31 protein-coding genes and 2 pseudogenes are annotated in these 26,512 nt (G+C 60.7%); 13 read left to right on the plus strand and 20 right to left on the minus strand.

Annotation, left to right across the window (positions count from 1 at the left end; translation table 11 throughout):
* Positions 1–132: 132 nt before the first annotated feature.
* The 7 genes from NCS28_RS24280 to NCS28_RS24310 form a co-directional block, all read right to left on the minus strand.
* Positions 133–819: an isochorismatase family protein gene (locus tag NCS28_RS24280; RefSeq protein ID WP_250516328.1), complete on the minus strand. Its 687-nt coding sequence runs from the start codon at positions 817–819 to the stop codon at positions 133–135.
* Positions 820–1,015: 196 nt separating this feature from the next.
* A complete protein-coding gene (locus NCS28_RS24285) occupies positions 1,016–2,032 on the minus strand; it encodes a porin (RefSeq protein WP_250516329.1) in 1,017 nt (338 codons plus the stop codon).
* 14 nt (positions 2,033–2,046) lie between these two features.
* Positions 2,047–3,384, minus strand: a complete 1,338-nt coding sequence (locus NCS28_RS24290) for an MFS transporter (RefSeq protein ID WP_284505802.1) — start codon at positions 3,382–3,384, stop codon at positions 2,047–2,049.
* Positions 3,385–3,520: 136 nt separating this feature from the next.
* On the minus strand, positions 3,521–5,275 hold the full coding sequence (locus NCS28_RS24295) for a hydantoinase B/oxoprolinase family protein (protein WP_250516331.1): 1,755 nt from the start codon (positions 5,273–5,275) through the stop codon (positions 3,521–3,523).
* A 13-nt stretch (positions 5,276–5,288) separates the two neighbouring features.
* The gene (locus tag NCS28_RS24300; protein ID WP_250516332.1) at positions 5,289–7,382 is read right to left on the minus strand and encodes a hydantoinase/oxoprolinase family protein; all 2,094 of its coding nucleotides are present in this window, start codon (positions 7,380–7,382) and stop codon (positions 5,289–5,291) included.
* Between the two features lie 187 nt (positions 7,383–7,569).
* Complete coding sequence (locus tag NCS28_RS24305) at positions 7,570–7,710, minus strand: hypothetical protein (protein ID WP_250516333.1); 141 nt, start codon at positions 7,708–7,710, stop codon at positions 7,570–7,572.
* A gap of 467 nt (positions 7,711–8,177) precedes the next feature.
* A complete protein-coding gene (locus tag NCS28_RS24310) occupies positions 8,178–8,870 on the minus strand; it encodes a recombinase family protein (RefSeq protein WP_250516334.1) in 693 nt (230 codons plus the stop codon).
* Positions 8,871–9,250: 380 nt separating this feature from the next.
* Between NCS28_RS24310 and NCS28_RS24315 the strand changes: the two genes are divergently transcribed.
* Complete coding sequence (locus NCS28_RS24315; protein WP_250516335.1) at positions 9,251–9,445, plus strand: hypothetical protein; 195 nt, start codon at positions 9,251–9,253, stop codon at positions 9,443–9,445.
* Positions 9,367–9,590, plus strand: a pseudogene (locus NCS28_RS24320) (transposase domain-containing protein); the annotation flags it as partial. The gene NCS28_RS24315 and the pseudogene NCS28_RS24320, both read left to right, overlap by 79 nt.
* Positions 9,591–9,668: 78 nt before the next feature.
* Here NCS28_RS24320 and NCS28_RS24325 read toward each other — a convergent pair.
* Both NCS28_RS24325 and NCS28_RS24330 read right to left on the minus strand, forming a co-directional pair.
* Positions 9,669–10,106 (minus strand): MarR family winged helix-turn-helix transcriptional regulator, encoded by a 438-nt coding sequence (locus NCS28_RS24325; RefSeq protein ID WP_250516336.1) that lies wholly within the window; start codon positions 10,104–10,106, stop codon positions 9,669–9,671.
* Between the two features lie 3 nt (positions 10,107–10,109).
* The gene (locus tag NCS28_RS24330; RefSeq protein ID WP_250516337.1) at positions 10,110–12,011 is read right to left on the minus strand and encodes an FAD-binding monooxygenase; all 1,902 of its coding nucleotides are present in this window, start codon (positions 12,009–12,011) and stop codon (positions 10,110–10,112) included.
* Between the two features lie 138 nt (positions 12,012–12,149).
* On the opposite strand from NCS28_RS24330, the pseudogene NCS28_RS24335 reads away from it, so the two are divergent.
* A pseudogene (locus NCS28_RS24335) lies at positions 12,150–12,498 on the plus strand (phage integrase family protein); the annotation flags it as partial.
* On the opposite strand, the gene NCS28_RS24340 reads toward NCS28_RS24335, so the two are convergent.
* Complete coding sequence (locus tag NCS28_RS24340; RefSeq protein WP_250516338.1) at positions 12,498–12,743, minus strand: enoyl-CoA hydratase-related protein; 246 nt, start codon at positions 12,741–12,743, stop codon at positions 12,498–12,500. The pseudogene NCS28_RS24335 and the gene NCS28_RS24340 overlap by 1 nt on opposite strands.
* Positions 12,744–12,835: 92 nt before the next feature.
* On the minus strand, positions 12,836–13,546 hold the full coding sequence (locus NCS28_RS24345) for an AMP-binding protein (protein ID WP_350029814.1): 711 nt from the start codon (positions 13,544–13,546) through the stop codon (positions 12,836–12,838).
* An 88-nt stretch (positions 13,547–13,634) separates the two neighbouring features.
* Here NCS28_RS24345 and NCS28_RS24350 point away from each other — a divergent pair, with 88 nt between their 5' ends.
* The 7 genes from NCS28_RS24350 (at position 13,635) to yiaA (ending at position 19,348) form a co-directional block, all read left to right on the plus strand.
* Entirely contained in the window at positions 13,635–14,030 is a 396-nt protein-coding gene (locus NCS28_RS24350; RefSeq protein ID WP_250516340.1) for a FliH/SctL family protein, read from the plus strand.
* Positions 14,027–15,355 carry a FliI/YscN family ATPase gene (locus tag NCS28_RS24355; protein WP_250516341.1) on the plus strand — a complete coding sequence of 443 codons (1,329 nt, stop codon included), beginning with the start codon at positions 14,027–14,029 and terminating at the stop codon, positions 15,353–15,355. The genes NCS28_RS24350 and NCS28_RS24355 overlap by 4 nt, the downstream gene beginning before the upstream one ends.
* Positions 15,352–15,807, plus strand: a complete 456-nt coding sequence (locus tag NCS28_RS24360; RefSeq protein WP_250516342.1) for a hypothetical protein — start codon at positions 15,352–15,354, stop codon at positions 15,805–15,807. Before NCS28_RS24355 ends, NCS28_RS24360 begins: the two co-directional genes overlap by 4 nt.
* On the plus strand, positions 15,804–16,538 hold the full coding sequence (locus tag NCS28_RS24365) for a hypothetical protein (RefSeq protein WP_250516343.1): 735 nt from the start codon (positions 15,804–15,806) through the stop codon (positions 16,536–16,538). The genes NCS28_RS24360 and NCS28_RS24365 overlap by 4 nt, the downstream gene beginning before the upstream one ends.
* The gene (locus NCS28_RS24370; RefSeq protein ID WP_250516344.1) at positions 16,528–16,944 is read left to right on the plus strand and encodes a flagellar hook capping FlgD N-terminal domain-containing protein; all 417 of its coding nucleotides are present in this window, start codon (positions 16,528–16,530) and stop codon (positions 16,942–16,944) included. The genes NCS28_RS24365 and NCS28_RS24370 overlap by 11 nt, the downstream gene beginning before the upstream one ends.
* A 42-nt stretch (positions 16,945–16,986) precedes the next feature.
* The gene (locus NCS28_RS24375) at positions 16,987–18,180 is read left to right on the plus strand and encodes a flagellar hook protein FlgE (RefSeq protein WP_250516345.1); all 1,194 of its coding nucleotides are present in this window, start codon (positions 16,987–16,989) and stop codon (positions 18,178–18,180) included.
* 742 nt (positions 18,181–18,922) lie between these two features.
* A complete protein-coding gene (gene yiaA, locus NCS28_RS24380; protein WP_284505806.1) occupies positions 18,923–19,348 on the plus strand; it encodes an inner membrane protein YiaA in 426 nt (141 codons plus the stop codon).
* 40 nt (positions 19,349–19,388) lie between these two features.
* On the opposite strand, the gene NCS28_RS24385 is transcribed toward yiaA, so the two are convergent.
* The 5 genes from NCS28_RS24385 to NCS28_RS24400 form a co-directional block, all read right to left on the minus strand.
* Positions 19,389–19,640 carry a hypothetical protein gene (locus NCS28_RS24385; protein ID WP_250516357.1) on the minus strand — a complete coding sequence of 84 codons (252 nt, stop codon included), beginning with the start codon at positions 19,638–19,640 and terminating at the stop codon, positions 19,389–19,391.
* Positions 19,641–19,756: 116 nt separating this feature from the next.
* Positions 19,757–20,296, minus strand: a complete 540-nt coding sequence (locus NCS28_RS24390) for a hypothetical protein (protein WP_250516346.1) — start codon at positions 20,294–20,296, stop codon at positions 19,757–19,759.
* 9 nt (positions 20,297–20,305) lie between these two features.
* Positions 20,306–20,407, minus strand: a complete 102-nt coding sequence (locus tag NCS28_RS33250; RefSeq protein WP_284505793.1) for an alkyl sulfatase C-terminal domain-containing protein — start codon at positions 20,405–20,407, stop codon at positions 20,306–20,308.
* Complete coding sequence (locus NCS28_RS24395; RefSeq protein WP_250516347.1) at positions 20,376–20,849, minus strand: alkyl sulfatase C-terminal domain-containing protein; 474 nt, start codon at positions 20,847–20,849, stop codon at positions 20,376–20,378. The genes NCS28_RS33250 and NCS28_RS24395 overlap by 32 nt, the downstream gene beginning before the upstream one ends.
* Entirely contained in the window at positions 20,770–21,075 is a 306-nt protein-coding gene (locus tag NCS28_RS24400) for a hypothetical protein (RefSeq protein WP_250516348.1), read from the minus strand. Before NCS28_RS24400 ends, NCS28_RS24395 begins: the two co-directional genes overlap by 80 nt.
* A gap of 205 nt (positions 21,076–21,280) precedes the next feature.
* Here NCS28_RS24400 and NCS28_RS24405 point away from each other — a divergent pair, with 205 nt between their 5' ends.
* The 3 genes from NCS28_RS24405 (at position 21,281) to NCS28_RS24415 (ending at position 23,969) form a co-directional block, all read left to right on the plus strand.
* Complete coding sequence (locus NCS28_RS24405; RefSeq protein ID WP_250516349.1) at positions 21,281–21,694, plus strand: hypothetical protein; 414 nt, start codon at positions 21,281–21,283, stop codon at positions 21,692–21,694.
* Positions 21,695–21,724: 30 nt separating this feature from the next.
* The gene (locus tag NCS28_RS24410) at positions 21,725–23,545 is read left to right on the plus strand and encodes a tetratricopeptide repeat-containing glycosyltransferase family protein (RefSeq protein ID WP_250516350.1); all 1,821 of its coding nucleotides are present in this window, start codon (positions 21,725–21,727) and stop codon (positions 23,543–23,545) included.
* 184 nt (positions 23,546–23,729) lie between these two features.
* On the plus strand, positions 23,730–23,969 hold the full coding sequence (locus NCS28_RS24415; RefSeq protein ID WP_250516351.1) for a hypothetical protein: 240 nt from the start codon (positions 23,730–23,732) through the stop codon (positions 23,967–23,969).
* On the opposite strand, the gene NCS28_RS24420 is transcribed toward NCS28_RS24415, so the two are convergent.
* Genes NCS28_RS24420 through fliP form a run of 4 tightly spaced genes read right to left on the minus strand, consistent with a single transcriptional unit; the run spans position 23,953 to position 26,408 of the window.
* Entirely contained in the window at positions 23,953–24,261 is a 309-nt protein-coding gene (locus NCS28_RS24420) for a hypothetical protein (protein ID WP_250516352.1), read from the minus strand. The two genes, NCS28_RS24415 and NCS28_RS24420, sit on opposite strands and share 17 nt — an antisense overlap.
* Positions 24,262–24,305: 44 nt before the next feature.
* On the minus strand, positions 24,306–24,884 hold the full coding sequence (locus NCS28_RS24425; protein WP_250516353.1) for a tetratricopeptide repeat protein: 579 nt from the start codon (positions 24,882–24,884) through the stop codon (positions 24,306–24,308).
* A gap of 1 nt (position 24,885) precedes the next feature.
* The gene (locus NCS28_RS24430) at positions 24,886–25,674 is read right to left on the minus strand and encodes a sigma-70 family RNA polymerase sigma factor (protein WP_350029812.1); all 789 of its coding nucleotides are present in this window, start codon (positions 25,672–25,674) and stop codon (positions 24,886–24,888) included.
* Positions 25,671–26,408, minus strand: a complete 738-nt coding sequence (fliP, locus tag NCS28_RS24435; protein ID WP_250516356.1) for a flagellar type III secretion system pore protein FliP — start codon at positions 26,406–26,408, stop codon at positions 25,671–25,673. Before fliP ends, NCS28_RS24430 begins: the two co-directional genes overlap by 4 nt.
* Positions 26,409–26,512: the final 104 nt, after the last annotated feature.

Consider the following 26,512-nt stretch of genomic DNA (forward strand, 5'->3'; position numbering starts at 1 on the left):
CCCCCCCCCCCCAATTTTTAAAAGCAAATCCGCTAAACCCCTCGTCTTTTTTTTTATGTGGTGGGGTGGTTTTTTTTTATAGTCGCCGGCGGCAGGGGGGGCCCCGGGGGCCGCCCGCGGCCCGCGCGACACTCAGCCCTTCACCGATTGCAGATAGTCCACGCAGCGATCGACCGATTCGACATCCGCGAACTTTGCATCAATGTCGAACAGGTTCCATTCGACGGCACCCGGCACGCGGTCGCCGATGCATTCACGCACCGCGATCGTGCGGAATCCTTCGGCCAGTCCGTCGCACAGCGTCGTGCGTACGCAGGCCGAGGCCGTCACACCGGTCACGAGAATCGTGTCGACGCCCGCTGCGCGCAGAAAGCCCGCGAGGTACGTCCCGTGAAACGAACTTGCGCGCTTCTTGATCAGCACCTGCTCGCCTTCGATCGGCGCGATACGCGAATCGATGGCCCAGAGGTTCTCGTCCGATTGAGCGACTACATCGACGGGAATCTTGTTGTGCCAGAGGCCCATGTCGGTATGCGGATTCTTGCGGTCGGTGACTTGATAGCACGTCGTCACGTGAACGACCGGATGACCGTTCGCGCGGCATGCGGCAAGCAGACGCTGCACGCCGGGAATGATCTGGTCGTCGATATGCTCGCACGTGAACGGATTGCCCGGTCTCGTCCAGGCATTCGCGAGATCGACGTTGATCAGCGCGGGCTTCTTGCCGAAGCCCACGCGCCGCTGAAAACCGCGTTCTTGATAGAGCTTCGTTGATTCTGCGAAGGCTTGCGCCAACATATCGTTCAGTCCTGCATTCATCTCTTCACTCCGAAAGTTAGTCTGGGACGCTCGTGCCTTGTGTGTCGGCAAGAAAACTATAAGATTGTCATTAATGCTCGTCCAATTCCGTTTTGGTCTTGTTTAATAGCGATTGTGATACTAATAATCCACGTTCCTCGCAGCCACAAAAAAGCCCGGGACAAGCCCGGGCCGGGACGGCATCAACCATCGCGAATCAGAATCGGCTGCGAATTCCCACGCCGTAGGTCATGCCCGACGACAGCGTACTTGCGCGATCCGCGAGCACGGCGGCGTAGAGGTCCGTTCGTCTCGACACGTTGTAGTCGAAGCCGACTGCGAGTGTGCTGCGGCTCGCCTGTGACGCGCCCGAGGACTTCGAATGCATATAAGACGCGAGCGCCTTGCCGTCACCGATCGGCACGGCAAGGCCGAGCTGCACGCCGTTGACGGTCGTGTCCGCACCGCTTATGTCGTTGGATAAGCGCTGATACTGGCCGTAGAAGCGCACCACGTTCAGATCGCACAGCGCGGCGACCATCACGGCAGTCTGTCGCGAATAGCCTGGCGCGATCGCATCGAGATCGCCGGGTCTCGTGTCGAAGGGCTGGCTCTGGAATGCGACATTCACGGAGAAGATGCCGCCTGCATACCCGGCCGATCCACCCCATTTGTGTGCGTTGCCCGGTTGATTGCCGAGCGCGTAGATCGCATCCGCACTGAAGCCCGAAAGGACAGGGGTACGGTATAACGCCGCGTTGTTCCAGGCATATCCACCGATGAGTCCCTGCCCGTTCACGCCCAGATACGTGTGCAGTACGGTCGGCGAGAACGTGTAAGAGTCAATGAACGGATTGAACAGCACCGCCGTCACGAAATAGGGCGAGACGACGCGTCCGAGGTGGATCGATCCGTAAGGGCCACCGATCGACACCTCCGCGCTGCGTCCGAAGAACGGTTCGCCGTCGAAGCTGCCCGCGCGCCCGTTCTGCGGCCGGAAAAAGTCTTCCAGCGTGAAGCTCGCGTGCCATCCGCCGCCCAGATCGTCCGTGCCGCGCATCCCCCAGTACGACGTCGACATGCCGCCACCGCCGACTGTCCACGCCTGCGCGCTGCCGAGCGGTTTCGATGAGCCTATCCACGCATCGACCAGTCCGTACAACTGGACGGACGACTGCGCCTGCGCCGCCTGTGCCTGCCACGCCACGACGAGCGCGGCGGCGATTCCTGTCATGGTCCTCACGCGCCTCATTTGTCCGCCACCTCGCCGCCCTTGCGCGCGAACATCATGAGCAGCGCGGATGCGAAGCACGGCAGTGCCCCGAAATAAAGCGCGCCCTCCTTCCACGAGCCACCGTGCGCGAGCAGTGCGGTGACGCCCGCGCTCGCGATGACCGCGCCGACGGGTCCCATCGCGGTGACGATTGCGCCACCGGTCGCGCGAATGGACGTCGGATAACTTTCGCCGATGAAGAACAGCGCTGCGGCATAGGGTCCAATCAGGAAGAAGAGCCCAAGGCTGTACAGCGCGACGACCACGGGGAAATCGTCTGGCGCGTAGAGCATCGCGAGAAACGAAAGCGCACCGAGCATCCATCCGCCGACGATGGTATTGCGCCGCCCGAGGCGATCGCCGATGTAACCATGCGCAACATAGCCCAGATAGCCGACCACGTTCGACAGCACGAGCACGACCAGCGAACTTTGGAACGACAGCGCGTGAACCTTGGTGATGACGGTCGTGCCGAGAACGCTGAAGACCTGAATCGTCGACCAGTTCAGCATGAAGCTCAGACCCAGAACCAGCGTCGAGCGCAGCGCCCGACCGCGAAACGCCGCGCCGATTCCTCCGCCGTGTTTCTCATAGTCGAGGCCATGCGCCTGTGCGAGCTCACGCGCTTGGGCCGTGTCTCCGGTGCGCGCCGTCTCGACGATGCGCCGGTGCAGCAGGAACTGCGGGCTCTCCTTGAGCCGACGTGTCATGAACAGAATCGCGACAGCCGGGAACGCCGCGAAAATGAAGCAGCCCTGCCAGCCGACGAGCGGCAGCAGCACCGCAGTGAGCCCGGCTGCGACCAGCGCACCGATCGGCCAGCCGCCCTGTACGAGGCTGAAAAAAAAGCCCTTGCGGCGGTCCATGCGTGGATCGTCAAGGGCCGCGTACATTTCGTTCAAGTAGGTAGCATTGACCGTCTGCTCGGCGTAGCCGAGTCCCGCCAGCGAACGCACGAGCACGAGTACGGCCTGCCCCGCGTTGCCGGCTGCCGCCGTGAGGCCCGAGCAGAGCGCGGCGCCCGCGACCGTCGTGATCATGCCAGTACGCCGCCCGAAGCGATCAACGATGGGGCCGACGAGAAACGCCACGACCGCCGAGCCAATTGCCACCATCGTCGCGACCTGCGCCTGTTGCGCCTCGCTCCATTGATAATGCAGACCGATCTCAGGCAGCAACGTGCCGAACAGGATGAAGTCATACACTGCGAAAATCCACGCAAAAAAGGCCGTCCAGCTTGCGCGGCTCACGTCGCGAACGTCGACGGGAGGCGGTGCAAAGAATTTTTGTGATATGGCGTCTTCTCGTTTCATCATGGCTCTCCTTGCGCTCGTGCAATTGATCGTATCAATGATTGCTCATTGATTAGTATGTCTAACCAATAAAGACTGAGAATCGAAACGGGAAAGGCAGTTGCGGGCCGGAGAATCCGACCCGCGTTGTGATGCGTTAGCGACGAATCTTGGCGCGCAGCGCCTCGGTCGCAGGCAAATCGAGCGTCAGATCGGACTTGATCACGACGCGGTAGGCATCGCGTGCGTGAGCGATCGTGCAGAAGTCGTCGAGCACGTCGTCGAGGACCTGCTGCGCGGGCCGCTCCAGCGGATCGCCATACCCGCCACCGCACGGCGCGTAATACGCCATTGCTTCGCCTGCTTCGAGCGCTATGTTGGAGAACTTCGCGGGCATCGGTTTCACGCTGCCGTCGCGCGCAACGATCTCGACCTTGCCCACCTGCCCCTCGCCTCCGCCAAACGCGCCCCAGGGCACGTCCTCATGCCGTTCCGATTCGTGCGTGAGCGTGCCGCCCTCCAGCAAGCGCTGCGTCTTCACGACGCCGATGCCACCGCGATGCTTGCCCGCGCCCGGTAGCACGTCGTCGCGAAGCTCGTAGCGGTCGCATACCATCGGCAGATGCATGCCGAGATCCTCGATCGGATTGTTGCGCGTGTTGGCCATCAGGTTGTCAATGCAGTCGGGACCATCCGACGCGGGGCGCCCGCCGTACGCGCCTTCGTTCACTTCGAGAAACACCCAGTAATCGCCCGCCGGACGAATGCCCGAGTACGCGGCAAACGACAGCGTGGCCGAATTGCCGGCCGTCGTGCGCTCGGGCAGCACCGGCGACAGCGCCTTGATGATCAGGTCGATCATGCGGTTGCACTGCGTGAAGCGCGCTTCTGCCGCGGCCGGGAAGATCGGATTGAAGATGGAGCCCTCGGGCACGGTCACACTGATCGGCCGGAACGAGCCTTCATTCGGCGGCAGCTTCACGTCCATCAGCGCCGTGTCGGTCAAGAGCGCGCGGAAAGCGCAGTAGCAGGCCGGCTTCGTCGATCCCTCGAACGGAACGTTGAAGCCCGTGGGCACCTGATCAGCGGAGCCGGTCAGGTCGACTTCGACGCCGTCTCCACGCACCTTCACGCATACCTTGATCGGCAGACGCTTGTCGCGATTGAGCCCGTCGTCGTCGAGGAAGCCTTCGGCGGTGTAATCGCCGTCGGGAATTTCCGCGATACGGTTGCGCATCATCGTTTCGGTGTAGTCCATCAACTGATCGGCGGCGCCGAACACCGTATCGCGGCCGTATTCGTCGAGCAGCTCCTGCATACGCCGCGCGCCGAGCTGGGCCGAGGCGATCTGTGCGTCGATGTCGTCCTTCGTCTGACGCGCGGTGCGGCTGTTGTAGCCGATGAATTGCCAGAGCCCCTCGTTGCGCCTGCCGCGCTCGTAGAGCTTCACGCCTGCGAAGAGCATGCCTTCCGCGAACACATCGGGGATATCGATGATCAGCCCGGGCGTCGCCGCGCCGATATCGACGTGATGCGCCGTGTTGGCCGCGAACGCCACCAGTTCGCCGCGCCAGAATATCGGCACGACGATGCAAAGATCCGGGCTATGGCTCGATCCATAGTACGGGTGATTGTGAATGACGACATCGCCTTCTTCCCACGTGCCACCCTGCAGGCAGCGCGAAATGCCTCGCAGATACGCGGGAATCGAGCCGATATGCAGCGGCGAGCCTTCCGATTCGGTCAGCGTGTTGAAGTCCAGATCGAAGAGCCCTGCTCCGATGTCCTGCGATTCACGAATGATCGACGAAAACGACATGCGGTACAGCACGTGCCCCATCTCTTCCGCGATCGTATGCAGCGCCCCGCTGATCACCTGCAAGGTGATGGGGTCGACACGTCCGTTTTCCATGGTTGCTCTCCTCTTACGCCGCCAGACGGTTGATATGGATATTGCCGTTCGCGACGACGCGTGCGCGATAACCCGGCGGCACGAGCGTCGTCGAATCGCGCTGCACGACGATTGCGGGTCCGTCTAGCGTGTTGCCAGCGAGCAGGCGGCTGCGGTCGTAACGCGGTGTGTCGTAGGTCGCGCCGTCGTCGAAGGTCGTGTGGCGCACGAACATGAGCGCGCGATCGTCGGGCCGTACCGAGCCCGTCGACAAGGGCGGCCACTGCAAGGCCGGCGTCTTCGCCACGCCGATGACGCGCAGCGTGACGATCTCCACTTCGACGTCGTCGAATGCCCAGCCGTAGTCGCGCTTGTGCTGCGCGTGAAAATTCGCTTCGATACGCCCGACGTTCGCGAGGTCGATCGCACCGTCAGGAATGTCGGCACGCAACTCGAAGCCCTGACCGTGATAGCGGCACTCCGCCACGCGCACGTAGTGCTGGCGGTACGCCGGAACGCCGTCCGCTTCGAGGCGCGCACGGCATTGCTCGGTCAGCTCTTCAATGACGCCGTTGATCTTGTCGATGTCCTGCTCGGTGACGTTGTCGAGCACCGTCATCACCGAACGCGTGAATTCGTACTGCATGTCGGTGACGAGCAGGCCGATGGCGGCCGTGATGCCCGGCGCGGGTGGCACGATCACCTCGCGCGCGCTGACTGCTTCGGCGAGCGCGACGCCATTGAGCGGACCCGCGCCGCCGAACGGCAGCAGCGCGAAACGGCGCGGATCAAATCCCTTCGCAACGGAATTCGCACGTATCGCGAGCGACATGTTGGAGTTGAGAATGCGGATGATGCCGAGCGCCGCTTCCTTGACGCTCATGCCGAGCGGTCGCGCGATCTTCTCCTCGATCGCGCGATGCGCGAGCTCCGGATCGATCTTTACGCCACCGCCGAGGAACTGGTCGGGGTCGAGTCGGCCGAGCACGACCTGCGCATCGGTGACAGTGGGCTCCGTGCCGCCGCGCCCGTAGCAAGCAGGGCCCGGATCGGCGCCCGCCGAGCGCGGTCCCACGCGAAACGCGCCACCCTCGTCGATATACGCGATCGAGCCGCCGCCCGCGCCCATCGTCGCCATGTCGATCATTGGCGCGAGCACCGGATACGCGCCCACATAGGTATCGCGCGGATTCATGATCTTGACCTGACCATCGGGAATCGTGCTGAAATCCGCCGACGTGCCGCCGATATCGACCGTGATAACGTCGCGCGCATCGGACATCGCGCCTGCCCAGCGCCCGCCCATCACGCCGCCGGCGAGTCCCGACATGAGGATCGACACGGGCCGCTGCGCGCACATTTCGACCGTCGACACGCCGCCGTTCGACTGCATGATGCGCAGATGCGCGTGGATGCCCGCGTCGCGCAGTTTGCCTTCGAGGTTGTTCAGATAGAGCGCGGTCTTCGGACCAACGAAGGCGTTCATCGCGGTCGTCGAAAAGCGCTCATACTCGCGGATCACATTCACCACTTCCGACGAACACGACACGTATGCATCCGGCAGCACCGACTGGATCAGCGCCTTGGCGCGGCGCTCGTGCGTATCGTTGAGAAAGGAGTACAGGAAGCACACGATCACCGAACTGATGCCGCGCGCCTTGAACACGCGCGCCGCTTCGAGCACTTCGTCCTCGTTCAGCTCCGCGGCGATCTCGCCGGTCGGCGGCATGACGCGCTCGGTGATCGCAATGCGATTGCGGCGCTTCACGAGCGGATGCGACTGCCACGGCACGTCGAACTGCAACGAGAAGTTGTGCGGCCGCTTGTGCCGACCGATGTGCAAAATGTCGCGAAAGCCGCGCGTCGTCAGCATGCCGACTTCGGCGCCATTGTGCTCGATCGTGATGTTGGTGGCGACGGTCGTGCCGTGCACGATCATCGAAACATCGGCGGGCTTTACGCCGGCGAGCTCGCAGATCTCGAGCACGCCGCGCAGCACGCCCACCGACTGGTCGTGCGGCGTGCTCGGTACCTTGTGGACGAACACGCTCGCGCGATCGTTCTTGTCCGCTTTTTCGAGGACCAGATCGGTGAACGTGCCGCCGACGTCGACTCCTATTCTTGCCATGGCCATTTCCTCATTGAACCCTGATGAAGCGCCCGCGCTTCGATTCAAACTGATCGAAGCCAAAGCGCACGTCCGTGCTGCCGCGCAGTGCAAAAGTGGAAGCAACAGGAGGAATTTGGCCCGCCCAATATTCGCATGTCTATTGATATCTCGGGCTCGATTCATACCGTGTACGGCATGAATTCGTCTAGCGAGGCTGAACCGTTTTGGACAGACCCGTCGCGTAGTCGACGACGATCACGAAACCCACCGCGAGCGTCTCAGTCAGCGTGATCGCGAAGATTTCCCGATAGGATTGGCGACGCGTCAGGCCGGTCGCGGCCACCAACGTGATCAGGGCGCCGTTATGCGATGGCAGCGTCGATGCGTGGACCGCCGAAGCTCATGCATCGCGGCGGTAGGTCAAAGCGGTCACATCGGTAGACGGCCCGTGGGATGCGTCCAGCATAGGGCACCGACAGGCGACGCCCGCAGCGCGCACAAGCAAGCAGGCCTGCGAGCAATGCCCGTCCACCACGGCTCGATTTTACGTCGCCCGCCTTGCTGTAAGCGTTTGCCGAGAGCTGTTTATGGTTGCGTTCGAATTCCGTCCAATCGATGTAGCCTTCGTGGTGCTCCCGTAGTAAGACTTCTCACTCGTCAAACGGCTGGGATGCTTATAACTCTTGCGCGCACGCCCATCTACTAATGCCATCTGTTTGCCACTCTTGCCGTACACGTAGGCTCCGGCATAAAACAGATTCTTGAGCACCGAGATCACGTTACGGTAGCGTACGGGTATCCAGTCGAAGTGCGTCAGCGTCCTACCGTCAGAGGGCCGCGGGAAGTGGACCTGTTGAGAACCCGTAGCGACAACAAGACCTGTCTTGCGCTACCAAGTTCGCGGAAGCGGGCGAATATCAGGCGTATGACTTCCTGCAGTTGCAGGTTTGGATCAATGCCCAGGCCGACTTCACGATGCCAGATATAGCCGATCGACACACTGATACGGAGCTCGCCGCGGTGTGCCTTCTGGCGCTTGGCATCGTGCATGCGGGTACGAAGCACATTGAGCTCAAACTCACTGATGCTGCCTTTCATGCCAAGCAGCAAGCGGTCGTTTGCCCGGCACGGATCGTACACACCGTCGAGGTCCATTACGCGCGCTTCGACAAGGCCACAAAGCTCAAGAAGATGGTGCCAGTCGCGCCCGTTTCGAGCGAGGCGGGAGGCATCCGCGCATAGTACTGCTCCGACCTCGCCTGCACAGAGCAACGCAACCAGACGCTCGAAACCGGGTCGAGCCACCGTCCCGCTCGCTGAACGCCCCAGATCGTCGTCGATGACTTCGATGTCACGGAATCCGCGTCGCCTGGCCTCTTGTACAAGGTCGTACTGCCGGCGCTTGCTCTCAAGGTTCATCTGGACCTGCGTCTGCGTCGATTGCCGAACATAAACCACGGCCTTACGCTTCAATAGCAGCGAGGGCAAACGTTCATCGTTATGCATCGTCACGCTCCTTTTGCTAGCGCGACGCCGGCGGCCTGCGCTAGCAGGCTCGCGAGGTGTCTGATGACGTTCGAACGCTGCACCGGGCTCATCCCCTTAAGCTCAACCGGATCGAACGTCATGTTCATCTGGTGCGATATTGGTCGCAACGACTGCGGTTCTGCGGGAACGACCTTTGGTGGCTTGTGCATTGCGCTTTTCCCGGACGATGGTGGAATCGTCCGGTGAGTTTCCGCGCAAATGTCGATCGATAAGAAGTTGGTGCAGATTGCACAAGGCCGTTACGTTGACGCGGGGCTCGCCGAGAATCGGAGCGGAGCACGCGGCAGCATCCAACATCCATTCGGCGATGACCCTAACCTCGCTGTCGCCGCGTCGATATGGACTACCCGACCTCCGCCGCGCTGCTCAACCTCTCGAACCTTGACGCGACGACGAAACAGCGGATGCCAACGATAGTGGACTTCAACCTCCTGCCCGACATGGGCAGAATGAACGGGAGCTGGCGGTTGGCCGCGCTAATTGGCTCTTTGCGGGTTCGCTGCGCGCGGGTCAACGCGCGGCTGCGATCATGAGCCTCATCCGCTCGGCCCAACTCAACGGGCACGAACTCCATGCATATCTCAAGGACATCCTGACACGCGCCTGCCGACCTACAGAGCAAGCGACATCGAAACATTGCTGCCGCATAATTGGCAGCCTCTCACGCCTGTCGCGTAAAACCCATCGTTCGTCAAGACGGGTTCGCTGGCCGCTTACTCGCCAAAGGAGCAATTGAGCGACGATCAACTCGTCTGCTCACACATCCGGCAGCAAGGCTGATAACAATCGACGCAACTCTCGTCCCTCTTCCGCCGTCAGCTTCGCAGTGAGAACCCGCTCGACTTTCTCCACACGCGGTCGCAACACCGAGAGCTGCTTCTTACCTGCCGGGGTGAGAAAAAGCACATAACTGCGCTTATCGACCGGATCATCAGAACGCTCGATCAACCCGTTGCGCACCATACGCGCAACGAGATCCGCGATGGTCGATCTGTCCACGTCGAGTTCTTCGCCGAGCTGGCGCTGGTTCACACCCGGTGCCCGCCGCAGGATTTCGAGCGCGGCATACTGGACGCTCGTGATCTCGGTGGACACTTCGCTCTGCCAGACAGCGAGGTGCCGCTGCTGAGCGCGGCGCACCAGGCTGCCGGTGAATTTGGAAAGCGCGTTGGGGTTGTCGATTTCAGCGGGCACGGTTTAGCGGCTTTGGGTTCTAAAAATGGGCAGCAAGAAGGCATTCAATTCAGCGAAGGCGTCGAGCGGCAGTACATGCGCGACGTATTGATCCGGCCGAACGATGACCAGCGCGCCCCTTTCGCGATCGATACGGCGTTCGTCGAAGATATCAGTCGATGCATCGCTGGTAAATGCCTTTTCATAGTCGATCAGTCCATAACGCCCCTTGCGCGGCAATAACGAACGATGCAGTTCGTCGAGCCGGACCTCGCGGTGCGGCTTCTGCAACACCGCTCGAAAATCGATGACGCTGTCCGCATCGGCCTCTTTCGGCGTAACCATGCGCGTGATCGACTCCGGCGATGCAGCGAGATGCTCGCAAAGCGCATCGAGGGCCTCACCGCTCGCATCTGCGAAAGCGTACAGACGCCAGCGGCCGTCGGCGCGCGCCGCGTGACCGAGGTGCATGGGTTTGGCATCCGCAACACGCACGACAGGCGACGAATGAAAGCGTGTGCCGATGGCGAATCCACTTGCCAGCGCCTGATGGGTCGCCACGCCGGTCAGCGGACCCGGCCCGTAACGCGTCGCCACGCCAGCGGTGTATCGGCCCGCGCGGACGAAATACGCCTGCAACTCTTCCGGATCGACGCCGCCCGCTTCCGGACGATCCGGGTCTTTCGGCGGTGCTGCCATCATGGCGGACCATTCCTTGTCGAAATCGATGAGTTCCTGCGCGACAGGCTGACGCTCACCCGAGTACGTGCGCAGCAAGCTTGCATCGCTGTGCCCCCGCAATACCGCGCCGAGCTTCCAGCCGAGATTGAAGCCGTCCTGCATCGACACGTTCATGCCCTGGCCCGCTTTCGCGCTGTGTGTGTGACAGGCATCGCCCGCGATGAACACGCGCGGCTCACGCGATGCACCATCGGCTGTCACGGCATCGTCGAAACGCTGGGTCAGGCGTTGTCCCACTTCATACACCGAGAACCAGGCGACTTCCTTCACATCGAGCGTATAAGGATGCAAAATGCGCTGCGTAGTTTCGATGATGCGCTCGACCTTGATCTGCTTGATGGCATCGCGACTCTCCGGCGTGACTTCGCCGAGATCGACGTAAAAGCGCACGAGATAACCGCCTTCGCGCGGAATGATGAGCAGGTTCCCCTTGCTCGCAGACTGAATCGCCGCCTTGAGGCGGATGTCGGGGAAATCAGTTACGGCGAGCGCATCCATCACGCCCCACGCGTGGTTCGCGGCATCGCCATTCAGCGTCTGCCCGATGGCGCCACGCACGGGACTTCGCGCGCCATCGCAACCCACCACGTAACGCGCGCGCACGATGACCTCTTCGCCGCGCCGCGCTTCGTCGGTCCGGCGCAGTGTCACGTGCACAGGGTAGTCGTCTGTGTCATCTCGCGTCAGGCTGGAGAACTCGAGGTTATAGTCCGGTTCGAGCCGTCGCGCAGACCGTCGCATCAAATCGAGCAGATATTCCTGAACACGCGCCTGATTAACGATGACATGTGGAAACTCCGACATATCTGTTTCGGTGTCCTGAACACGTCCGGTACGCCTGATCGCGCCACGGTCCTTCGCATCGGGTCTCCAGAACGCGGTCTCGTTGACCCAATACGCCTCGCGCAGCAGACGCTCGCCGAGGCCGAACGCATTGAACATTTCGACGGTGCGGCATGCGACGCCGTCCGCCTGTCCCATCGACAACGGCCCCGCGCGACGTTCGACGATACGCGTCGTGATCGACGGGAACTGCGACAGTTGCGCCGCGAGTACGAGCCCCGCCGGCCCACTGCCGACGATGAGCACATCGACCGCTTCGGGCATGTCGATGTAGGGCACGCCTTCGGCGGCGGGTTCGATCATCGGATCGTCCGTGCGAAAACCGTTGAGATGAAATTGCATGATGTCTTCCTCTGATTAGTATCGATCTACTATGGGTTCAAATATACTCCGTACACCAACCATATCCAAGAACTTTGGGCGGATTTGCTGTTTACCCTGATATCACGATGCGCTTTGCGAATCGCCGTCGACTGGGAATTGACCGTGCGCATTCCGCGCCGGCGCTTGTGGTGGACCGTCATTCCCGATTTAGGCGCGGCCAGCGCCAAAGCCATGGAAGCGTTCTTTGCGGTGAATCCGGCCCTCACCGAGCGCGCGCGCGTTGATCCTGTCGGAACCCCGCGGGATCGTCGTGCCGTAGGAATCACTCAGCCTGCCGCATGAAGTCGATGGGTCGCTCGGCGCCTTCCGGGCACCGACCGCCACCTGTACCCTCGATGCCGATAACGACTACCAAGCGGTCCAGGCGCGGCTGTCCTTGCACGAGTCGCCGGCGACCCAGCGCACGTATCGAAAGGAAGCCGAGCGTCTGATCCTGTGGGCGATTCACGTCGCGCCCGGCGCTGAAGCGAGGCCCTCGCCGGTGAGCATGATCACGCGCACGCTGTCGTCGTAGTTGAGCCGCCACACCGGCGCGCGAATCTCGCCAATCATCGCCGAATTGAAGGCGTTGAGCTTGTCCGGACGATCGAGCGCGAGCCTCGCGACACCTTCCACGGGAATCGTGATAGTGATCGTCCCGACGAGATAGCCGCGCGGGCCAGCCGAGTGGTCAAGCTTCCATTCCATCATGTCTTCTCCTTAGTGATCCGAAATTACTTGCCGAAATCTTTTCCGATACGGCGAACCGATCGCGCAACTCCCGCTTCAGTACTTTCCCGACGCTATTGAGCGGAAACTCGCTGACGAACTACACGGCTTTCGGCGACTTGTATCCCGCAAGGCGCGATCGGGCGATTTGCATCAACTCGAGCGATGTTACGCTCGCTTCGCCGCTCAAGACCACGATCGCCGTGACGGCCTCGCCCCCACCCTTCACTCGGCAAGCCGATCACGGCAACCGACTTCACGGCGGGATGCTCCGCCAGCACCGCTTCGGCTTCCGCCGACGATACGTTCATGCCACCGATGACGACCATGTCCTTCGCGCGATCGACCGCGTAGAGATAACCGTCTTCATCGAGGTAGCCGACGTCGGCCGTATAGACCCATTCGCCACGCAGCGTCTTCGCCGTTTCATCGGGGCGACTCAGATAGCCCGAGAAGTTGCTGGGCGAGCACACCGTGATTTCGCCAGGCTCGTTCGCGGGCAATGGCGCGCCGTCCTTGAGATCGCGAATGCAGATTTGCGCGTAATTGGCCGGTCGCCCCACCGAGGAAAGGCGCTTTGCTTTTCCTTCGGCGCGATGATCGTCGGGCATCAGATAGGAGACGAGACCGCCCATTTCGCCGCCGCCGAATCCTTGATAGAAATCGCAATCGAAGGTCTCGAGCGCGCGCGAGGCAATAGAGATGTCGCCTTGGCGCAGCGCCTTGGTCATGCGACTCGGCATTGTTGGCACGCCGCACGTGTGAGCCACGCCGTGTCTTGCGATCGCTTCCGCTTACGAAAGCGGGTTCACCGAGGGTGAGGCTGTCGAACGCGCTCGCATCGTCGCCGACACGAATGCGCGCGACGCCGCATTGCGGACAGGGATCGACACGGCAGTCAAACAGTTCAGTGCGCAGTTGCAGACACTCGAAGGACTCTGCGCGGCAATCGCGCTCGCGGCGCTCCAGCGCATCATTGGCGATCCGTCAGCACGCACCACGCTTGTTCGCGAGACAGTCCATCACCACCTCGCGCAGTTGACTGCTGCCTCAATCGTGGCGGTCGACGTATCAAGCGAGGACTTTGCCGCCGATACCGATGCGTCAGATCTGTTGGGATCCATTGCTGACACCGACATCGCATTGAACGTGTTGCCAACGCTGAAGACTGGCGAGTGCAGGATCGACTTGAGCCTTGGCGCGCTCGATGCCAGCCTCGATGTGCAACTCGCTCGCGTCCGGACCGCATTGCTCGAAGCCACCGCATGACGTCGACAGTAACCTCTTTCTCTCGGCGGTTGTTTAAGGCCATCTCGGAGGTTGATACGCTTCGACGTATCGGCTCGGTCACGCGCGTCATGCCGACCTTTGTCGAAGCGGATGGTCCAGCCGTGCCGATTGGCTCGCTATGCGAAATCGGCACGGCCGGCACCGCTTTGGCGGAAGTCGTCGGCATCGAAATAGGCAAAGTGACACTCGCACCCTTCACGCCCGTTTCCAGCGTGCGCATCGGCGATCCGGTGTGCGCCACGCGAGCGAAAGCGGACGTGGCTGTCGGACGCGGACTGCTTGGCCGTGTCATCGATCCGCTTGGCCGACCGCTCGACGGCATCAAACCGCTCACCGAGCTTGATACATCGTGGCCATTGGAAGGTGTCGCGGTTGGCCCACTCAAACGCGCTTCTCCCGCCGTGGCGCTGCCAACCGGCATTCGCGTACTCGACACGCTGCTCACGCTCGGCGTGGGTCAGCGCGCCGGTATTTTCGCCGGCAGCGGCGTCGGTAAAACCACGCTGATGGGCGGTCTCGCACGCAACATCGAGGCCGATGTTTGCGTGCTTTGCCTGGTCGGCGAACGTGGTCGCGAAGCCGAAGAATTTTGGCACCGCACGCTGTCCGACACGGCGCGAGCACGCTCGACGATGATCGTGGCGACCTCCGACCAGCCAGCTATCCTGCGCGCGCGCAGCGTGTTGTACGCGCTGTGTGTCGCCGAGTACTTCCGCGCGCAAGGCGCGCATGTGCTTCTGTTGCTGGACTCGATCACGCGCTATGCACTGGCCCTTCGTGAAATCGGCTTGGCTGCCGGTGAACCTCCGATGATCCGGGGATACACGCCAAGCGTTTTCGCCGCGCTTCCGAAAGTGGTCGAGCGCTGCGGCGGTTTGCGCTCGGGTGGAGCAATCACGGCCCTGATGACGGTGCTCGCCGAGACTGACGAGATCGATGATCCGATGGCCGAAACGATGCGGGCCCTGCTCGACGGCCACATCGTATTGACCCGTTCGCTCGCGGAACAGGGGCACTACCCCGCCATCGACGTGCCGCGTAGCGTCAGCCGGGTGTTCCAGCACGTAACGAGTCCGGCGGAACGTGCGCTCGCAAGCGATGTGATTGCGCAACTTTCGGCCTACGAGGAATCGAAGACTTTGATCGAATCCGGGCTTTACGTTGCCGGAACCGTGCCGTCTCTAGACCGCGCACTGGCGCAACGAGCAGGGATCATCGAGTTCCTGCGGCAGGACCTTTCGTCCAACCAGTCGCGTAAAGACGCACTCGCCACGCTCGATAAGCTCGTCAGGGCGAAGTCATGAATAAGCGCCAACTTATGCGGATGACCAGAGAGATCGTGTTGATCCGCAACCTGCAGCGCGAGCGAGCGCTTCACGATGCGAAGCGCGCCGCGCACGAACACCAGGGTTTTCTCGTCTCGGAGCAGGATTTGGGTAAAGCGCTTGATGCCCAACGCGCATTCATGCGCGAAATCTTCGCGGCCACAAACTCGACTCTTCGAATCGAACTTGCTGCCAATGTTCGCGCTTCGGTTGAATCAGCTCACGTCAACCTGCTCGTGGCGCAGAAGCGCACTGTACAGGCAGCCGGAGCGGCCGATGCGCATCGCACAATCTACGCCGATAGGGAACGCCTTCATGAGCTCGCCGACACGCTCGCTGACCGGGCATCATCAGCGTGCGCGAAGGCCGATGAGGTACGGCAAAGCGATTTGATTGAAGACACGTTTCGAGCAAGGGGACGAGCGCGATGAAAATCCAGACCGCGTCTTCCATGCCCTTTCTCTCCAAAAGCGCGACCACCCCGACATCGGATGGTGCCTTCGAACAATCCCTCCGCGCGTTGGAACGCGACATGTGGGCCGGCGCCGCGTCGGGAGAGTCGCGCGCACGTGCCGTCAAATGCGAGCCTTCGACTCATGCGCCTCGGGCCTTTCCCCAGAACCGATTCGAGGAGGCGGGTGCGCGCAAAACGGTTGAACGTAACGTCATTGGCATCGGCGAGTATTCCGGCGCGCGAGATGGCACTCAACTCGTCGGCACGCGACCGGATACAGACCGCACCGCAGTCGAGCATTCTCTTCTTGAGCGTCATTTTCAGGCCGATGTGTCCATCCCGACTACCGCGTTTGCCCCAGAGCGTTTGGAGGCGAGGTCATGCGAAAAAGAACTCGTCGTACGGCCCTTGCGCGAGATCGATGCGTCCGGCGCGCCGTCCTCGGCACACGCGCATCAAGAACGGACATCACCCTGTGCGGAAAACCGCATGACTGTTCATTTCGGCGATGACGGCATGCAGCTCGTCATGCGCATACCGGGCGCATCACGCGACGAAGCGCTGGCGCTCTCACGCCAGACCGCGGACGCCCTTCGCCGACGCATGACGAGCCCCGTGCGGGTCGTCGTAAATGGCGCTCAGCATGAAGAAATGAACCTGCGCAAGTCGCCTTATCCCGCTTTCCACGGAGAAACTTATGGCAATTAGTTCCATCGGATCGACACCAAACGTCGGCACGGCCAACAGAAAAATGGAATCGATGGGTCTCGATCTTCAGTCGCTGCTCAAGATCATTCTCACGCAACTGACCTATCAGGATCCGCTCAAGCCGGTCGACAACTTCGAGTTCGTTTCTCAACTCGCGCAGTTCACCTCGATGGAGCAGTCGCGTCAAATGACCGACAAGCTCGACAGTCTCCTGTCGCTCCAATCGTCGAACCAGACCGTTGGACTACTCGGGCGCACTGTCGATGTGACAACGGACACCTCCACGGTGTCGGGCGTCGTCAAGAGCGTCTCGCTTCAGGGCGCACAACCGCAGCTCACGATCGAGACGGCCGACGGTCAGTTCCTGACCAACGCCACGCTTTCGCAAATCGCCGCGGTGCGCTAGGCAGCGCCCGGCTGATCGCCATTACGAAGAGGCAATCACTCCATGCTGGACAGTATCTACATCGGAATGAGCGGGCTGACGGCCTACTCGAAAGGTTTGCAGACCATTAGCAATAACGTCGCGAACATGAACACTCAGGGCTTCAAGGCCTCTGCGCCGCGGTTCGAAGACGTCTACTACGGACAACAATTCGCGCGTGACACGCCGACGACTCCCGCGCGTATGCAGTACGGCAGCGGCGTCGAATATGGTTACGCATCGTTGAACATGTCCCAGGGCGATGTGCGCAGCAGCGACGGGAAACTCGACCTGGCCATTCAAGGAGACGGATTCATGACATTGCTCGATGGGAGCGCCGTACGGTACGCGCGCACCGGGCAATTCACGATCGGCGATGACGGTTTCGTGGTCGACAAGGTAAGCGGTCTGAAACTCGCGGCTCTAAACGCGCCGGGAAACCTCGAGCCGATCTCGATGGCGGGCAGACAAATGAGCGCGCCACAGGCCACGACGGTGGTGACATTCACCGACAATCTCTCCTCGGGGTCGACGAATTTCTCAGTCCCCAAGATCGAAGTCTACGATGCGAACGGAGGCAAACACACGCTCACGGTTGCGTTCGAGCCGGACTCGACCATCATGCCCGGACGCTGGAAAGTGACCGTCACCGATGAACAGGGCATGCCCGTTGCAGAAGACCGTTTGCAGTTCTTCGGGGGCGTGCCGCAGCCGGGTGCCGACAGCATCGACGTCACGCTGACTTCAGCCGATGCTCCGCCGTTCACGATCAAGCTCGATTTTTCGCAGGGCGTCACGAACTTCTCGGCTGGCAGTACCTCCAGCCTGCGCGTCGCGAAAACGGACGGCTATGCGGCTGGCACGCTGACCTCCATGTCGATCAACGACGACGGGCAGATCGAACTGGCCTACTCGAATGGGCAGAAGGATCACACGGCAGTCGTCGCACTTGCGAACTTCACTGATCCGCTGCGACTCACCCAACTTGGACATGGCCTTTTCGATGCCTCGCATGTGCCTGCGCCGGCCTATGGCAAGAGCGGCAGCGGCGCATTGGGTCAATTGCTCGCTGGCGCCACCGAAGCCTCCAACGTCGATCTTTCCAATGAATTCGGGCAGATGATCCTGATACAGCGCGGCTTTCAGGCATCGTCCCAAGTCGTCACCACGGCCAATGAAATGATCATGCAACTGTTCCAGATGCGAGGTCAGGGTTGATGAACGCGCCTGTACGCTGGCGTCCGCTCGCCCAGTCCGATCTGTACGCGGCTTGCACGATGATGGAAAAGTCGATTGCGCAGTGGCGTGACGATTGGTTCGGCTCGTCAGGCGCCGCGCGCGTCTGCGTCACGCCGGTTCGGATAGTCAGCAAGACTGACCCGTGGTCAGGCCCGCAACTGTCGCGGATACAAAACAGTGACAGCGTGTGGTGGCGTGTCGACAAAGAGGCCGCGCGCACGCTGGCCGCCATGGCGCTCGATCTGACGCAGGGCGAGGCGAAAACCGTATCTGACGCAACTTGTCCGCCTTTTGCCATGCTGGGTGAGCGGATCGTTCACGAATTGTCGCTTGCGCTGGCGAGCGTACAGGGCGGCATACGGATCCGGTCAAAATCAGTGTGCAAGGCAACCTGCTTACGATGGCGGGGGCGAACCCGAAACCTGTCAAGCACGATGCACCTCAACAGTCCACGCTTAACGCCGGAGCGGTGGCCGCATCGGCGGCATCGAGCGTCTCGAGTGCGTCAGCAGCGAGCAAGACGGCGGCGCAAAACGTCAGCTCGGCCGCCGATGCGCTCACGAACGCCAAGGCTGGCGCGGCTGGACTCTCGAAGAGTGCAGCCGGGCTGCTTTCGCATTGACGCAACAGATTGATTTCATTCGATGCCGCGGCCTCCAGAGATGGCGGGGCTCGCGTCGCCGATCCCGCTTTTATATTCAATCAACAGGAAGTCAGAATCATGAGTCGATCCCTTCAACAACCGTCGTTTGCCTTCGTTGCCGCTTCGTGGGGCGCATTGATCGCGGGCTTTTGCGCGTACCTTGTTGGACTCTGGAACGCGGGTATGCAACTCAATGAAAAGGGCTATTACTTTACCGTGCTCGTCTTCGGGCTTTACGCGGCTATTTCCTTGCAAAAGAGCGTGCGCGACCGCGTTGAAGGCATTCCGGTTACGACGATCTACTACGGTCTGAGCTGGACTTCGCTCCTTCTCGCCGTCGTGCTGCTGGTGGTGGGTCTCATCAACGCGACGCTGGCGTTGAGTGAGAAGGGCTTCTATGCGATGTCGTTTGTTCTTGCGCTGTTCGGCGCCATCGCAGTGCAGAAGAATACGCGCGACATTCAGGCCGCGCCGCGCTCATCGCCCGGAATGGAGTCCAACTGAAAGACATCGCCAAGGCATGCCCATGCGGCCGCAGCGATCATTAGCACACAGGCAAAGCGGTAATTAAGATGCCGAGCCAACTGATCCACCGGACGATGTCTGGCTGACGCGTATTTGGGAAGCAGGCCATCAGCGTAAGCATCGCGCCTTGCACAGCATTAGAATCGTCTCGTTCGTCGTCACGCAATGGAGCGACGCGCCGCAGGAAGAAAAGCCCAAATGCCACCGCGGCAATGAACAAAGCGAAGAGCACCACAAACAAGATCGCAGGATGGTCTACAAACCCTGCCATTTAACATCTCCTCGTTCAGGCCTTGGCCAGGGACATCGCTACTCGACTTTATGCTTTATCTTGTCGGCCAACGTACTCATGACTTGCTCCTCGCTGCCCGTCGGACGAACCCAAACTCACGATAGACGTCGGAAATTACCCATGACAGTCGACTCCGCAATCGTGAGCATTTGCGTCAGCGAAACAGTCGAATCAGCAGACGCGTCGATCATGAACAGCGACTCGCGCAAAGCCAATTCAATACCGAAACTTTCGTCTAGCCACGCTCGCAAGCCCGCCTCAGGCATGATGACGATGTTGCTGCGCTTCGCTACATCCGTGCTCGTGACCTCAGGCATCTCAGGGACGATGTCTGGGTCGAAACCGTTCGTCGTTGCGTGAAAAAATCCCCACATGTCGTTCTCGATGAGCAGCACGTAGAAGTCCGGAAGGGCTAGCAGTGCGTCTTCGCTGTGAGCGCCTTCGATGCGCGCTTGCAGCAGATTCAACGCGTCGACGGAGGACATTCGCATTCGCGCCGCTGAGAGTGCGCCTTCCGCGTCATTAATTGGGTCGATTAGTCCCGATTCGATCGCCTTTCGAGTTGCGGCTGCGACCGTCAGCGCCAGCGGATGGCCGACGCCGAAATCGATCTTAAAGTTGCAGATTGCGCACATGCTCTTGCCTCAAGGCGTGACGATATTGAACCAGAAATCGAAGTTGTCGAGCCAGGACACGAACTCGCCGAGCTTCTGGCTATTGCCTTCGATTTTGGCGTCTCCGGCCATTACGAGCTTTCTGCATGTTGGTCTGGCTCATCATGATGCTGTTGAGGTCCGCGCGCGTCATGGTGACCGTTGCATCCACCGAATTCGAGGTCTTCTCCGAGTAATGCAACGCGCTGTTCTCTACGCCCAGAAGGCGGCTTTCCTTCGTATCGGTCAGCACAAGATTGAACGAAGCCGTTTTGCCGTGGGCACGCTCGGCATTCAGCCGGATACCGAGGTAGTCGAGGAACATGTCGAGCGGCATCGCTTGGATGGTGTCAGGGCTTTGCGGCGCAGGCGGGAACTCGCCTTGCCCCTTGATGACCACCGGCTCTGGTAGCGTGGCGATGAGGCCGCGTTGCGCGTCCGCGAAGTCCTGTGCGTCAGCAAAGGAAAGGAATTCGGCGTACTGTTTGTTCAGCGCGATCGTCGTCGGCGTGGCGGGCTTCGATGGCGCGCCCAAGCGTTGCACCGTTGAACATACGCTTGAGCACAGCGTCGGCGAAGATGCGGCCGTGGTCGCTCTCCAGCAGCGCCCGGACCGCCTCGAATTCCTCATCGGCGCGGCGTTCAATCGCGGCCATGGCGAGTGGCCAGGCATCGCTTGCGTGACGGCCCATGCTCATGAAGAAGCCGAGGCGTTCGTTGCGGGGGCGGGGGATCGCGGCGGTCGAGCGGGTGTGTTTCATCTGGGTGCTGTCGTGGTGCGTTGCGGTGGCTGCATTACCGCGTACATCGACCACAACAGCGAGCCCTTCTGCGCCATGCCGCCATCTCTCGGCAGCGCTGTCAGAACGTAGCCACAGGGTGCAGAAACGGGTTGCGATCTGAGCATAACGATGAATCGGAACGTCGCGCTATTGTGAAGAGAACGGTCGATGGGATCACTAAGACATGCCACACAGCGCCTTCGCCCCCGCGGTGGCGCAACGCCAGTTGGTGCTCAAGCTCGCCACATGCGGTACCTCGGTGTCTGAGATCTGCGCGCTGGTGGTTGATACGCGTGGGCAGCAGGTGAGCGATGCTGAACTTAAGTCCATGTTGAGCAGCAGCGACAAGGCCGTCGATCGCTCCGGAGCTGATCAGGCGGTGGCGGAACTGTTCACGCTGCGCCGCGCCAGCACGAAGGTCTTCGAGTACTCGAACGCGAATAAGGTGCCGGACGCTCAAGGCGTCAGCGGTGATTTCGGACAGCATTGGAGCAGTGCTCGAATTTGTCGGATGTGCGGCCGCACATCGCTATGGGCAGTCATCGCTAGGTCGGATGATTCCGAATTCGAATCGCCGATTGCCTTAGCCGGCGGCTAGTGCTGCTGCGCCCTCTAGGCCGATTGTAAGATGGGCGCTTATTCCAATTGCCGTGTCTTGCTTCGATCATCGGTCGGCTACGCAACACCGGCGATGTGGGCAAATTTTGGGCGATGCATCATCGCACCTCATAAGAACAAACAAGCCATCCCTGTGAACGCGTCCTTCTCGACATCTTCGTTACCACAACCGCACGACCGCCTTTCCGAAACGGAAATGCAACTCCGTGCGGCGATCGGCGAAAACTCGTCAGACGCGCGTCTGTACAAGCAGCTCGGCGACTTGCTGAGCGGACAGGCGCGGTCCTCCGAAGCGGAGTCGGCCTTCCTCCAGGCACTGTCCATCGACCCGGAATTCGCCGCGGCGCACAACAATCTCGCAAACCTGTACGCTACGACCGGGCGCTTCGATGAAGCCGAGCTCGCGTATCGCAGGGCACTCGTGCTGCGAGCCGACTTCGCGGAAGCGCACGGAAATCTCGGTGGCCTGATGCATACCCTGAAGCGCGTCGATGAAGCCGAGCGAGCCTACCGTCAGGCGCTTTCCTTGCGCGCCGATCTGCCCGACACCTTGCTCAATCTTGCTTCATTGCTGTACGACGATCACCGCTTCGGCGAAGCGGAGGCCGCATATAGGCAGCTATTGCGCGTCCGGCCAGGCAATGTCGCGGCGCAGTTGGGATGGGCCAGCGTCCTGAATGCCCTTAATCGCTATTCGGAGGGAATAGAGGTTTGCGGAGAATTGGTGGCTTCGTGTCCGATGAACGCCGAAGCGCACTACACGCTCGGTACGCTTCTCGAAAACGAAGAGCGCTTCTCCGATGCGGAAGACGCTTATCGCAAGGCGCTCGCGCTCAGGCCAGACCATCATTACGCTTGCTTCAATCTTGCATTGGTCTTGTTGCGCATGAGCCGATTCGATGAGGGTTGGAGTCTCTATGAGTCGCGTAATCAACCCGGAATACCGAACGCTGTACGGTTGCCGCTAGGCGATCGATGCAAGGAGTGGCGGGGCGAGCCGCTGGAAGGGAAGTCCATTCTCGTTTGCGGGGAGCAAGGTCACGGAGACATAATTCAGTTCGGCCGTTACTTTTCCCTGCTCAAGGACCTGGGTGCGGCATATGTCGCCTTCGCCTGCCGTCCGCCATTGCGTTCGCTGTTTCGAGGCGCGTGCGACATAGACGCGCTTCTTGATCCAGGCATTCCGCCCGTACGGCGGTTCGATTTCGCGACATTCCTGTTAAGCGTTCCGCTTCGCGCCGGACACAGGTCGATTCCCGATGCCGACTGGTTGCGAGCAGATCCCAGCCTGGTGGACGAATGGCGGACGCGTCTCGCGTCGCTCGGCGGATACAAAGTTGGGATCGTGTGGAAGGGTAATCCCGACCATCCGAATGATTGTTACCGCTCGCTGGTAGCCGTCAACATGCTTGCTCCGTTGTGGGAAATCCCAGGGATAAGTTTTGTGAGCTTGCAGAAAGGGGCCGGGGAACACGAGGCATCATCCTTGCAAACCCGATTTCCAATTTACGACGCCGCTGTTCACGTGCGTGATTTCGCCGATACGGCGGCCATCATCGCGCATCTCGATCTAGTCATTTCGGTCGACACTGCCGTGGCGCATCTTGCGGGCGCATTGGGCAAACCGTGCTGGATTCTCGTGAGTAGGCCAAGGGCCGATTGGCGTTGGGGGCTCGAGGCGGAGCGAACTCCATGGTATCCAAGTACGACACGGCTCTTTCGCCAGGCGGTGCCCGGCGACTGGAAAAGCGTGGTGGAGCAGGTTGGCACGGCGCTGTCGAATGCGGTTTCTTATCAGTTTGCACTGAGGGAGTCGTCTAGTAGGCCTTGACGCTGAATCTCGCGAGGCTCGCCTCATCGCCGCTGTCCTAGACCCTCGCCCGCTCGTGTTGAAGCACGCCGCGTGGGGCACGTCGGTGTCTGAGATCTGCGCGCTGGTCATGGATATACGCGAGCGGCCCGTGAACGAGCAGATCTTGCGGGCGCGCTTTGCGCAGTAGTTGCTGGAGGGCACGGTGCGCACCAACAACAAAGTCGCGCAGTCGCTTTACAAGGCCACCGACGGCGGCACGATCGCGGCAATTTGCTGGCTCAAATGTCGCGCGCCCTGGAAGGAACCGCGGGGGCGGCTGGTCGCGATCGAAGATGAAAGCGCGCGCGGCCAGGCCGCAGCCAACGTTGCCTTGTGTGAGTCGTGGATCGTGAAACCTCGCCGCGCTGCGCATCCGATCAAAGCTCTCAGTTCAACAGCTTGATCAATGCGGCGTTGAAATCCTCGCTGCCAGTTAGTGTCGTGGTGACGTCATCGACCATTTGCTGAAATTGTGGGTCATTGCGAAGTGCGTGGCCGAACTCCCTATCGAGCACGAGTTCGACGACCATGCGATTCAACTGACGCTGATCGACTATGTCCAGGCGCTTGAGTTCGGCGATCTTGTGTAAGAGCGCAGCAGCGTCCTCGGCGCTTGCGTCGGCGCGCGGCAAGTCGCTGTTCTTCTTCGCACGAACGGAATGCCGCTCGGTGCTTGTCAACTGCTGGCGCAGCATCGCGAGCGCCTGATTCAATGTCGAGACAGGATCCATCAGTGAGATTAATGACGCGTTGAGTTGGCGAGGTATCCCGTCATCAGGAAGTGCTGCTCGCCCAGTTCCACCGGAGCGGATGTGTCGTTGCGAGTTTCGACGGAAGTGAGCAGGTTCTTGATGAAAGAATTGAGTTCAGGATAGCGGACGTTCGAATCGAGCGTGGCATTGAGCTCAGTACGTGCGCGCTCGAACTGATCTTCGACCAGGAGGTCCAGACCGTGAGCCAGACTCCGCAATGTGTCATCCGAAGGAAGCTCGCTCAACTTCGCCCAATAACGTCGTGCTTCTTCGAGTTGTCCATGAAGAAGTTGAATGAAACCGAGCATAAACCAGCTTACATAAATTAAGGGGTCGATTGTGATGCATCGCTGGAGATCGTATTGTGCCTCATCATAACGCGCGAGGCTTGCAAGCACGGCACCTCGCAAGAAGTGCAGCCTTGGGTCGCCTGGATACACGGCAATGAGCTCATCAAGCGCTGTGAGCGATGTTACTTCGGAAGAGGACAGGGCGCCGGTAACGGTCTCGAGTGTATCTTGATCTACGTACTCGAGAGATTGCGGAGATTGATCAGTGCGCTTCATATCAGGTTTTTAAATAGATTCCGTCGGGCCTGCCGATAAGATCTCGCAATTGCGTCAAGGCATCGCGATGCATCTGCGAGATGCGGGCCTTGCTCAGTTCCAGAATGCTTGCGATCTGATCGAACTGAAGTCCGTTGAAGTAATGGTAATGAATTATCTTGCGATGTCGCTCCGGCATGGATGAGACCGCGGCGAGAAGACGCTCTTTGCTCTGACGCCACGCGATTCCCTGCCATGGCGAGGGCTCTGGGCTCGGCGCGTTGTCAGATGGCGCAAGCATGCTCGTTTCGTCGAGCATGTAGCCGATAGCGAGGCCCGCGGCGAGGTGGGCGACGGCGTGGAGGGTCTGATGTTTGTCGGCCTCTTCCGGGACTTCGCCCGCTTTGAGCGAATTGAGCCGTTCGCGCTGCATGCGTCGCATGAAAGATATCTGTTCCTGACCATCGGTGAGCTTTTGCACGCCATCGAGCACGGCCCCTTTTACACGCGGCGTGCAGAAGGTCTCGAACGTGACTCGATGTTCGGGATCGTACCGATCGATGGCCTCAAGTAGTCCGACGAGCGCGAACTGCCTGAAGTCGTTGAACTCGACGTCGTCCCGATGCCGCTGCGCGAAGAGCTGCGCGGCCAACGCGCGGGCATAGGGCAGATAGCTCAGGAAAAGTGCTTCGCGCGCAGCAGTCGCGCGCGTCGAAACGAAGGTCTTCCAGAGTGCGTTTCGCGTAGCGTCGTGCGAATCCTGGTCTCGTGTCTCTAGCTGCAGATCTGCGTCGTCCCGCATCGGGGTCATCGGAAACTACCGAGCACGCCTCGCAGCACGAGCCCCCAGCCATCGATCAGCACGAACAACAGGACCTTCAAAGGCAGAGCGATCGAAGCGGGCGGCACCATCAGCATGCCGAGCGACAAGAGTACGCTCGAGACCACCAGGTCGATCAGCAAAAATGGCAGCAGCACGACGAAACCAATCTGGAATGCAACGCGCAACTCGTTCAGGATGAATGCGGGCGTGAGCTGGAGCAGACTGACTTCCGTGGGAGCGTTAGGCAAGGGCTTGCCCGATAGCTCATACGTCAGGCGGAGTTCATCATCGCGGACCTGTCGCAGCATGAAATCCCGCAGCGGTGCAGCGGCCTTGTTCAAGGCGTCTTCAATACCGATGGCGCCATTCATGAACGGCTGAAAGGCATCGTGATTGATGGATTCAAGCGTTGGCAACATGGCGAAGGCCGTTAGAAACAGTGCCAGGCTGATCAGCACGGGGGTGGGTGGTGTTTCCGGCATGCCGAAGGCGTGGCGGATCATTGAGAGCACGATGATGATTCGTATGAAGGCAGTCATCGAGATCACGAGCGCAGGGCCGATGCTCAGCACGGTGAGCAGCGTGGCAGTGCGAACGGCAGTGGATGTCGTCGCGCCGGCGCGCGCAGACTCCCCGAACGCGTCGGAGGCGGAAACGCGCACGGTCGGGACGGGACGACGTTCATGCCGCACAGCATCAGCCCGGTCACTTCCATCTGCCATTTCGTGAGCGATGCGAAGCGCCGCAAGTCCACCTCGGCGTTGAACTGCGTGAGCGCCGACATGGCCGCTGGCGAGCGATAGCGACGGCCCATCGCCAGTTCGCG

Source organism: Caballeronia sp. INDeC2, from assembly GCF_023631325.1.
Classification (GTDB): Bacteria; Pseudomonadota; Gammaproteobacteria; order Burkholderiales; family Burkholderiaceae; genus Caballeronia.

What these genes read in the sequence shown, in the direction of transcription:
- NCS28_RS24280 (WP_250516328.1), bottom strand. Translation starts at nt 819, where the DNA reads ATGAATGCAGGACTGAACGATATGTTGGCGCAAGCCTTCGCAGAATCA.
- NCS28_RS24355 (WP_250516341.1), top strand. Translation starts at nt 14,027, where the DNA reads ATGACGTCGACAGTAACCTCTTTCTCTCGGCGGTTGTTTAAGGCCATC.
- NCS28_RS24360 (WP_250516342.1), top strand. Translation starts at nt 15,352, where the DNA reads ATGAATAAGCGCCAACTTATGCGGATGACCAGAGAGATCGTGTTGATC.
- NCS28_RS24420 (WP_250516352.1), bottom strand. Translation starts at nt 24,261, where the DNA reads ATGCTGCGCCAGCAGTTGACAAGCACCGAGCGGCATTCCGTTCGTGCG.
- NCS28_RS24375 (WP_250516345.1), top strand. Translation starts at nt 16,987, where the DNA reads ATGCTGGACAGTATCTACATCGGAATGAGCGGGCTGACGGCCTACTCG.
- NCS28_RS24430 (WP_350029812.1), bottom strand. Translation starts at nt 25,674, where the DNA reads ATGACCCCGATGCGGGACGACGCAGATCTGCAGCTAGAGACACGAGAC.
- NCS28_RS24340 (WP_250516338.1), bottom strand. Translation starts at nt 12,743, where the DNA reads ATGATGGAATGGAAGCTTGACCACTCGGCTGGCCCGCGCGGCTATCTC.
- NCS28_RS24390 (WP_250516346.1), bottom strand. Translation starts at nt 20,296, where the DNA reads ATGTGCGCAATCTGCAACTTTAAGATCGATTTCGGCGTCGGCCATCCG.
- NCS28_RS24295 (WP_250516331.1), bottom strand. Translation starts at nt 5,275, where the DNA reads ATGGAAAACGGACGTGTCGACCCCATCACCTTGCAGGTGATCAGCGGG.
- NCS28_RS33250 (WP_284505793.1), bottom strand. Translation starts at nt 20,407, where the DNA reads ATGGCCGGAGACGCCAAAATCGAAGGCAATAGCCAGAAGCTCGGCGAG.
- fliP (WP_250516356.1), bottom strand. Translation starts at nt 26,408, where the DNA reads ATGGCAGATGGAAGTGACCGGGCTGATGCTGTGCGGCATGAACGTCGT.
- NCS28_RS24405 (WP_250516349.1), top strand. Translation starts at nt 21,281, where the DNA reads ATGCCACACAGCGCCTTCGCCCCCGCGGTGGCGCAACGCCAGTTGGTG.
- NCS28_RS24315 (WP_250516335.1), top strand. Translation starts at nt 9,251, where the DNA reads ATGGACTACCCGACCTCCGCCGCGCTGCTCAACCTCTCGAACCTTGAC.
- NCS28_RS24290 (WP_284505802.1), bottom strand. Translation starts at nt 3,384, where the DNA reads ATGAAACGAGAAGACGCCATATCACAAAAATTCTTTGCACCGCCTCCC.
- NCS28_RS24365 (WP_250516343.1), top strand. Translation starts at nt 15,804, where the DNA reads ATGAAAATCCAGACCGCGTCTTCCATGCCCTTTCTCTCCAAAAGCGCG.
- NCS28_RS24370 (WP_250516344.1), top strand. Translation starts at nt 16,528, where the DNA reads ATGGCAATTAGTTCCATCGGATCGACACCAAACGTCGGCACGGCCAAC.
- NCS28_RS24310 (WP_250516334.1), bottom strand. Translation starts at nt 8,870, where the DNA reads ATGCATAACGATGAACGTTTGCCCTCGCTGCTATTGAAGCGTAAGGCC.
- NCS28_RS24425 (WP_250516353.1), bottom strand. Translation starts at nt 24,884, where the DNA reads ATGAAGCGCACTGATCAATCTCCGCAATCTCTCGAGTACGTAGATCAA.
- NCS28_RS24410 (WP_250516350.1), top strand. Translation starts at nt 21,725, where the DNA reads ATGGGCGCTTATTCCAATTGCCGTGTCTTGCTTCGATCATCGGTCGGC.
- NCS28_RS24300 (WP_250516332.1), bottom strand. Translation starts at nt 7,382, where the DNA reads ATGGCAAGAATAGGAGTCGACGTCGGCGGCACGTTCACCGATCTGGTC.
- NCS28_RS24285 (WP_250516329.1), bottom strand. Translation starts at nt 2,032, where the DNA reads ATGACAGGAATCGCCGCCGCGCTCGTCGTGGCGTGGCAGGCACAGGCG.
- NCS28_RS24400 (WP_250516348.1), bottom strand. Translation starts at nt 21,075, where the DNA reads ATGAAACACACCCGCTCGACCGCCGCGATCCCCCGCCCCCGCAACGAA.
- yiaA (WP_284505806.1), top strand. Translation starts at nt 18,923, where the DNA reads ATGAGTCGATCCCTTCAACAACCGTCGTTTGCCTTCGTTGCCGCTTCG.
- NCS28_RS24330 (WP_250516337.1), bottom strand. Translation starts at nt 12,011, where the DNA reads ATGCAATTTCATCTCAACGGTTTTCGCACGGACGATCCGATGATCGAA.
- NCS28_RS24385 (WP_250516357.1), bottom strand. Translation starts at nt 19,640, where the DNA reads ATGGCAGGGTTTGTAGACCATCCTGCGATCTTGTTTGTGGTGCTCTTC.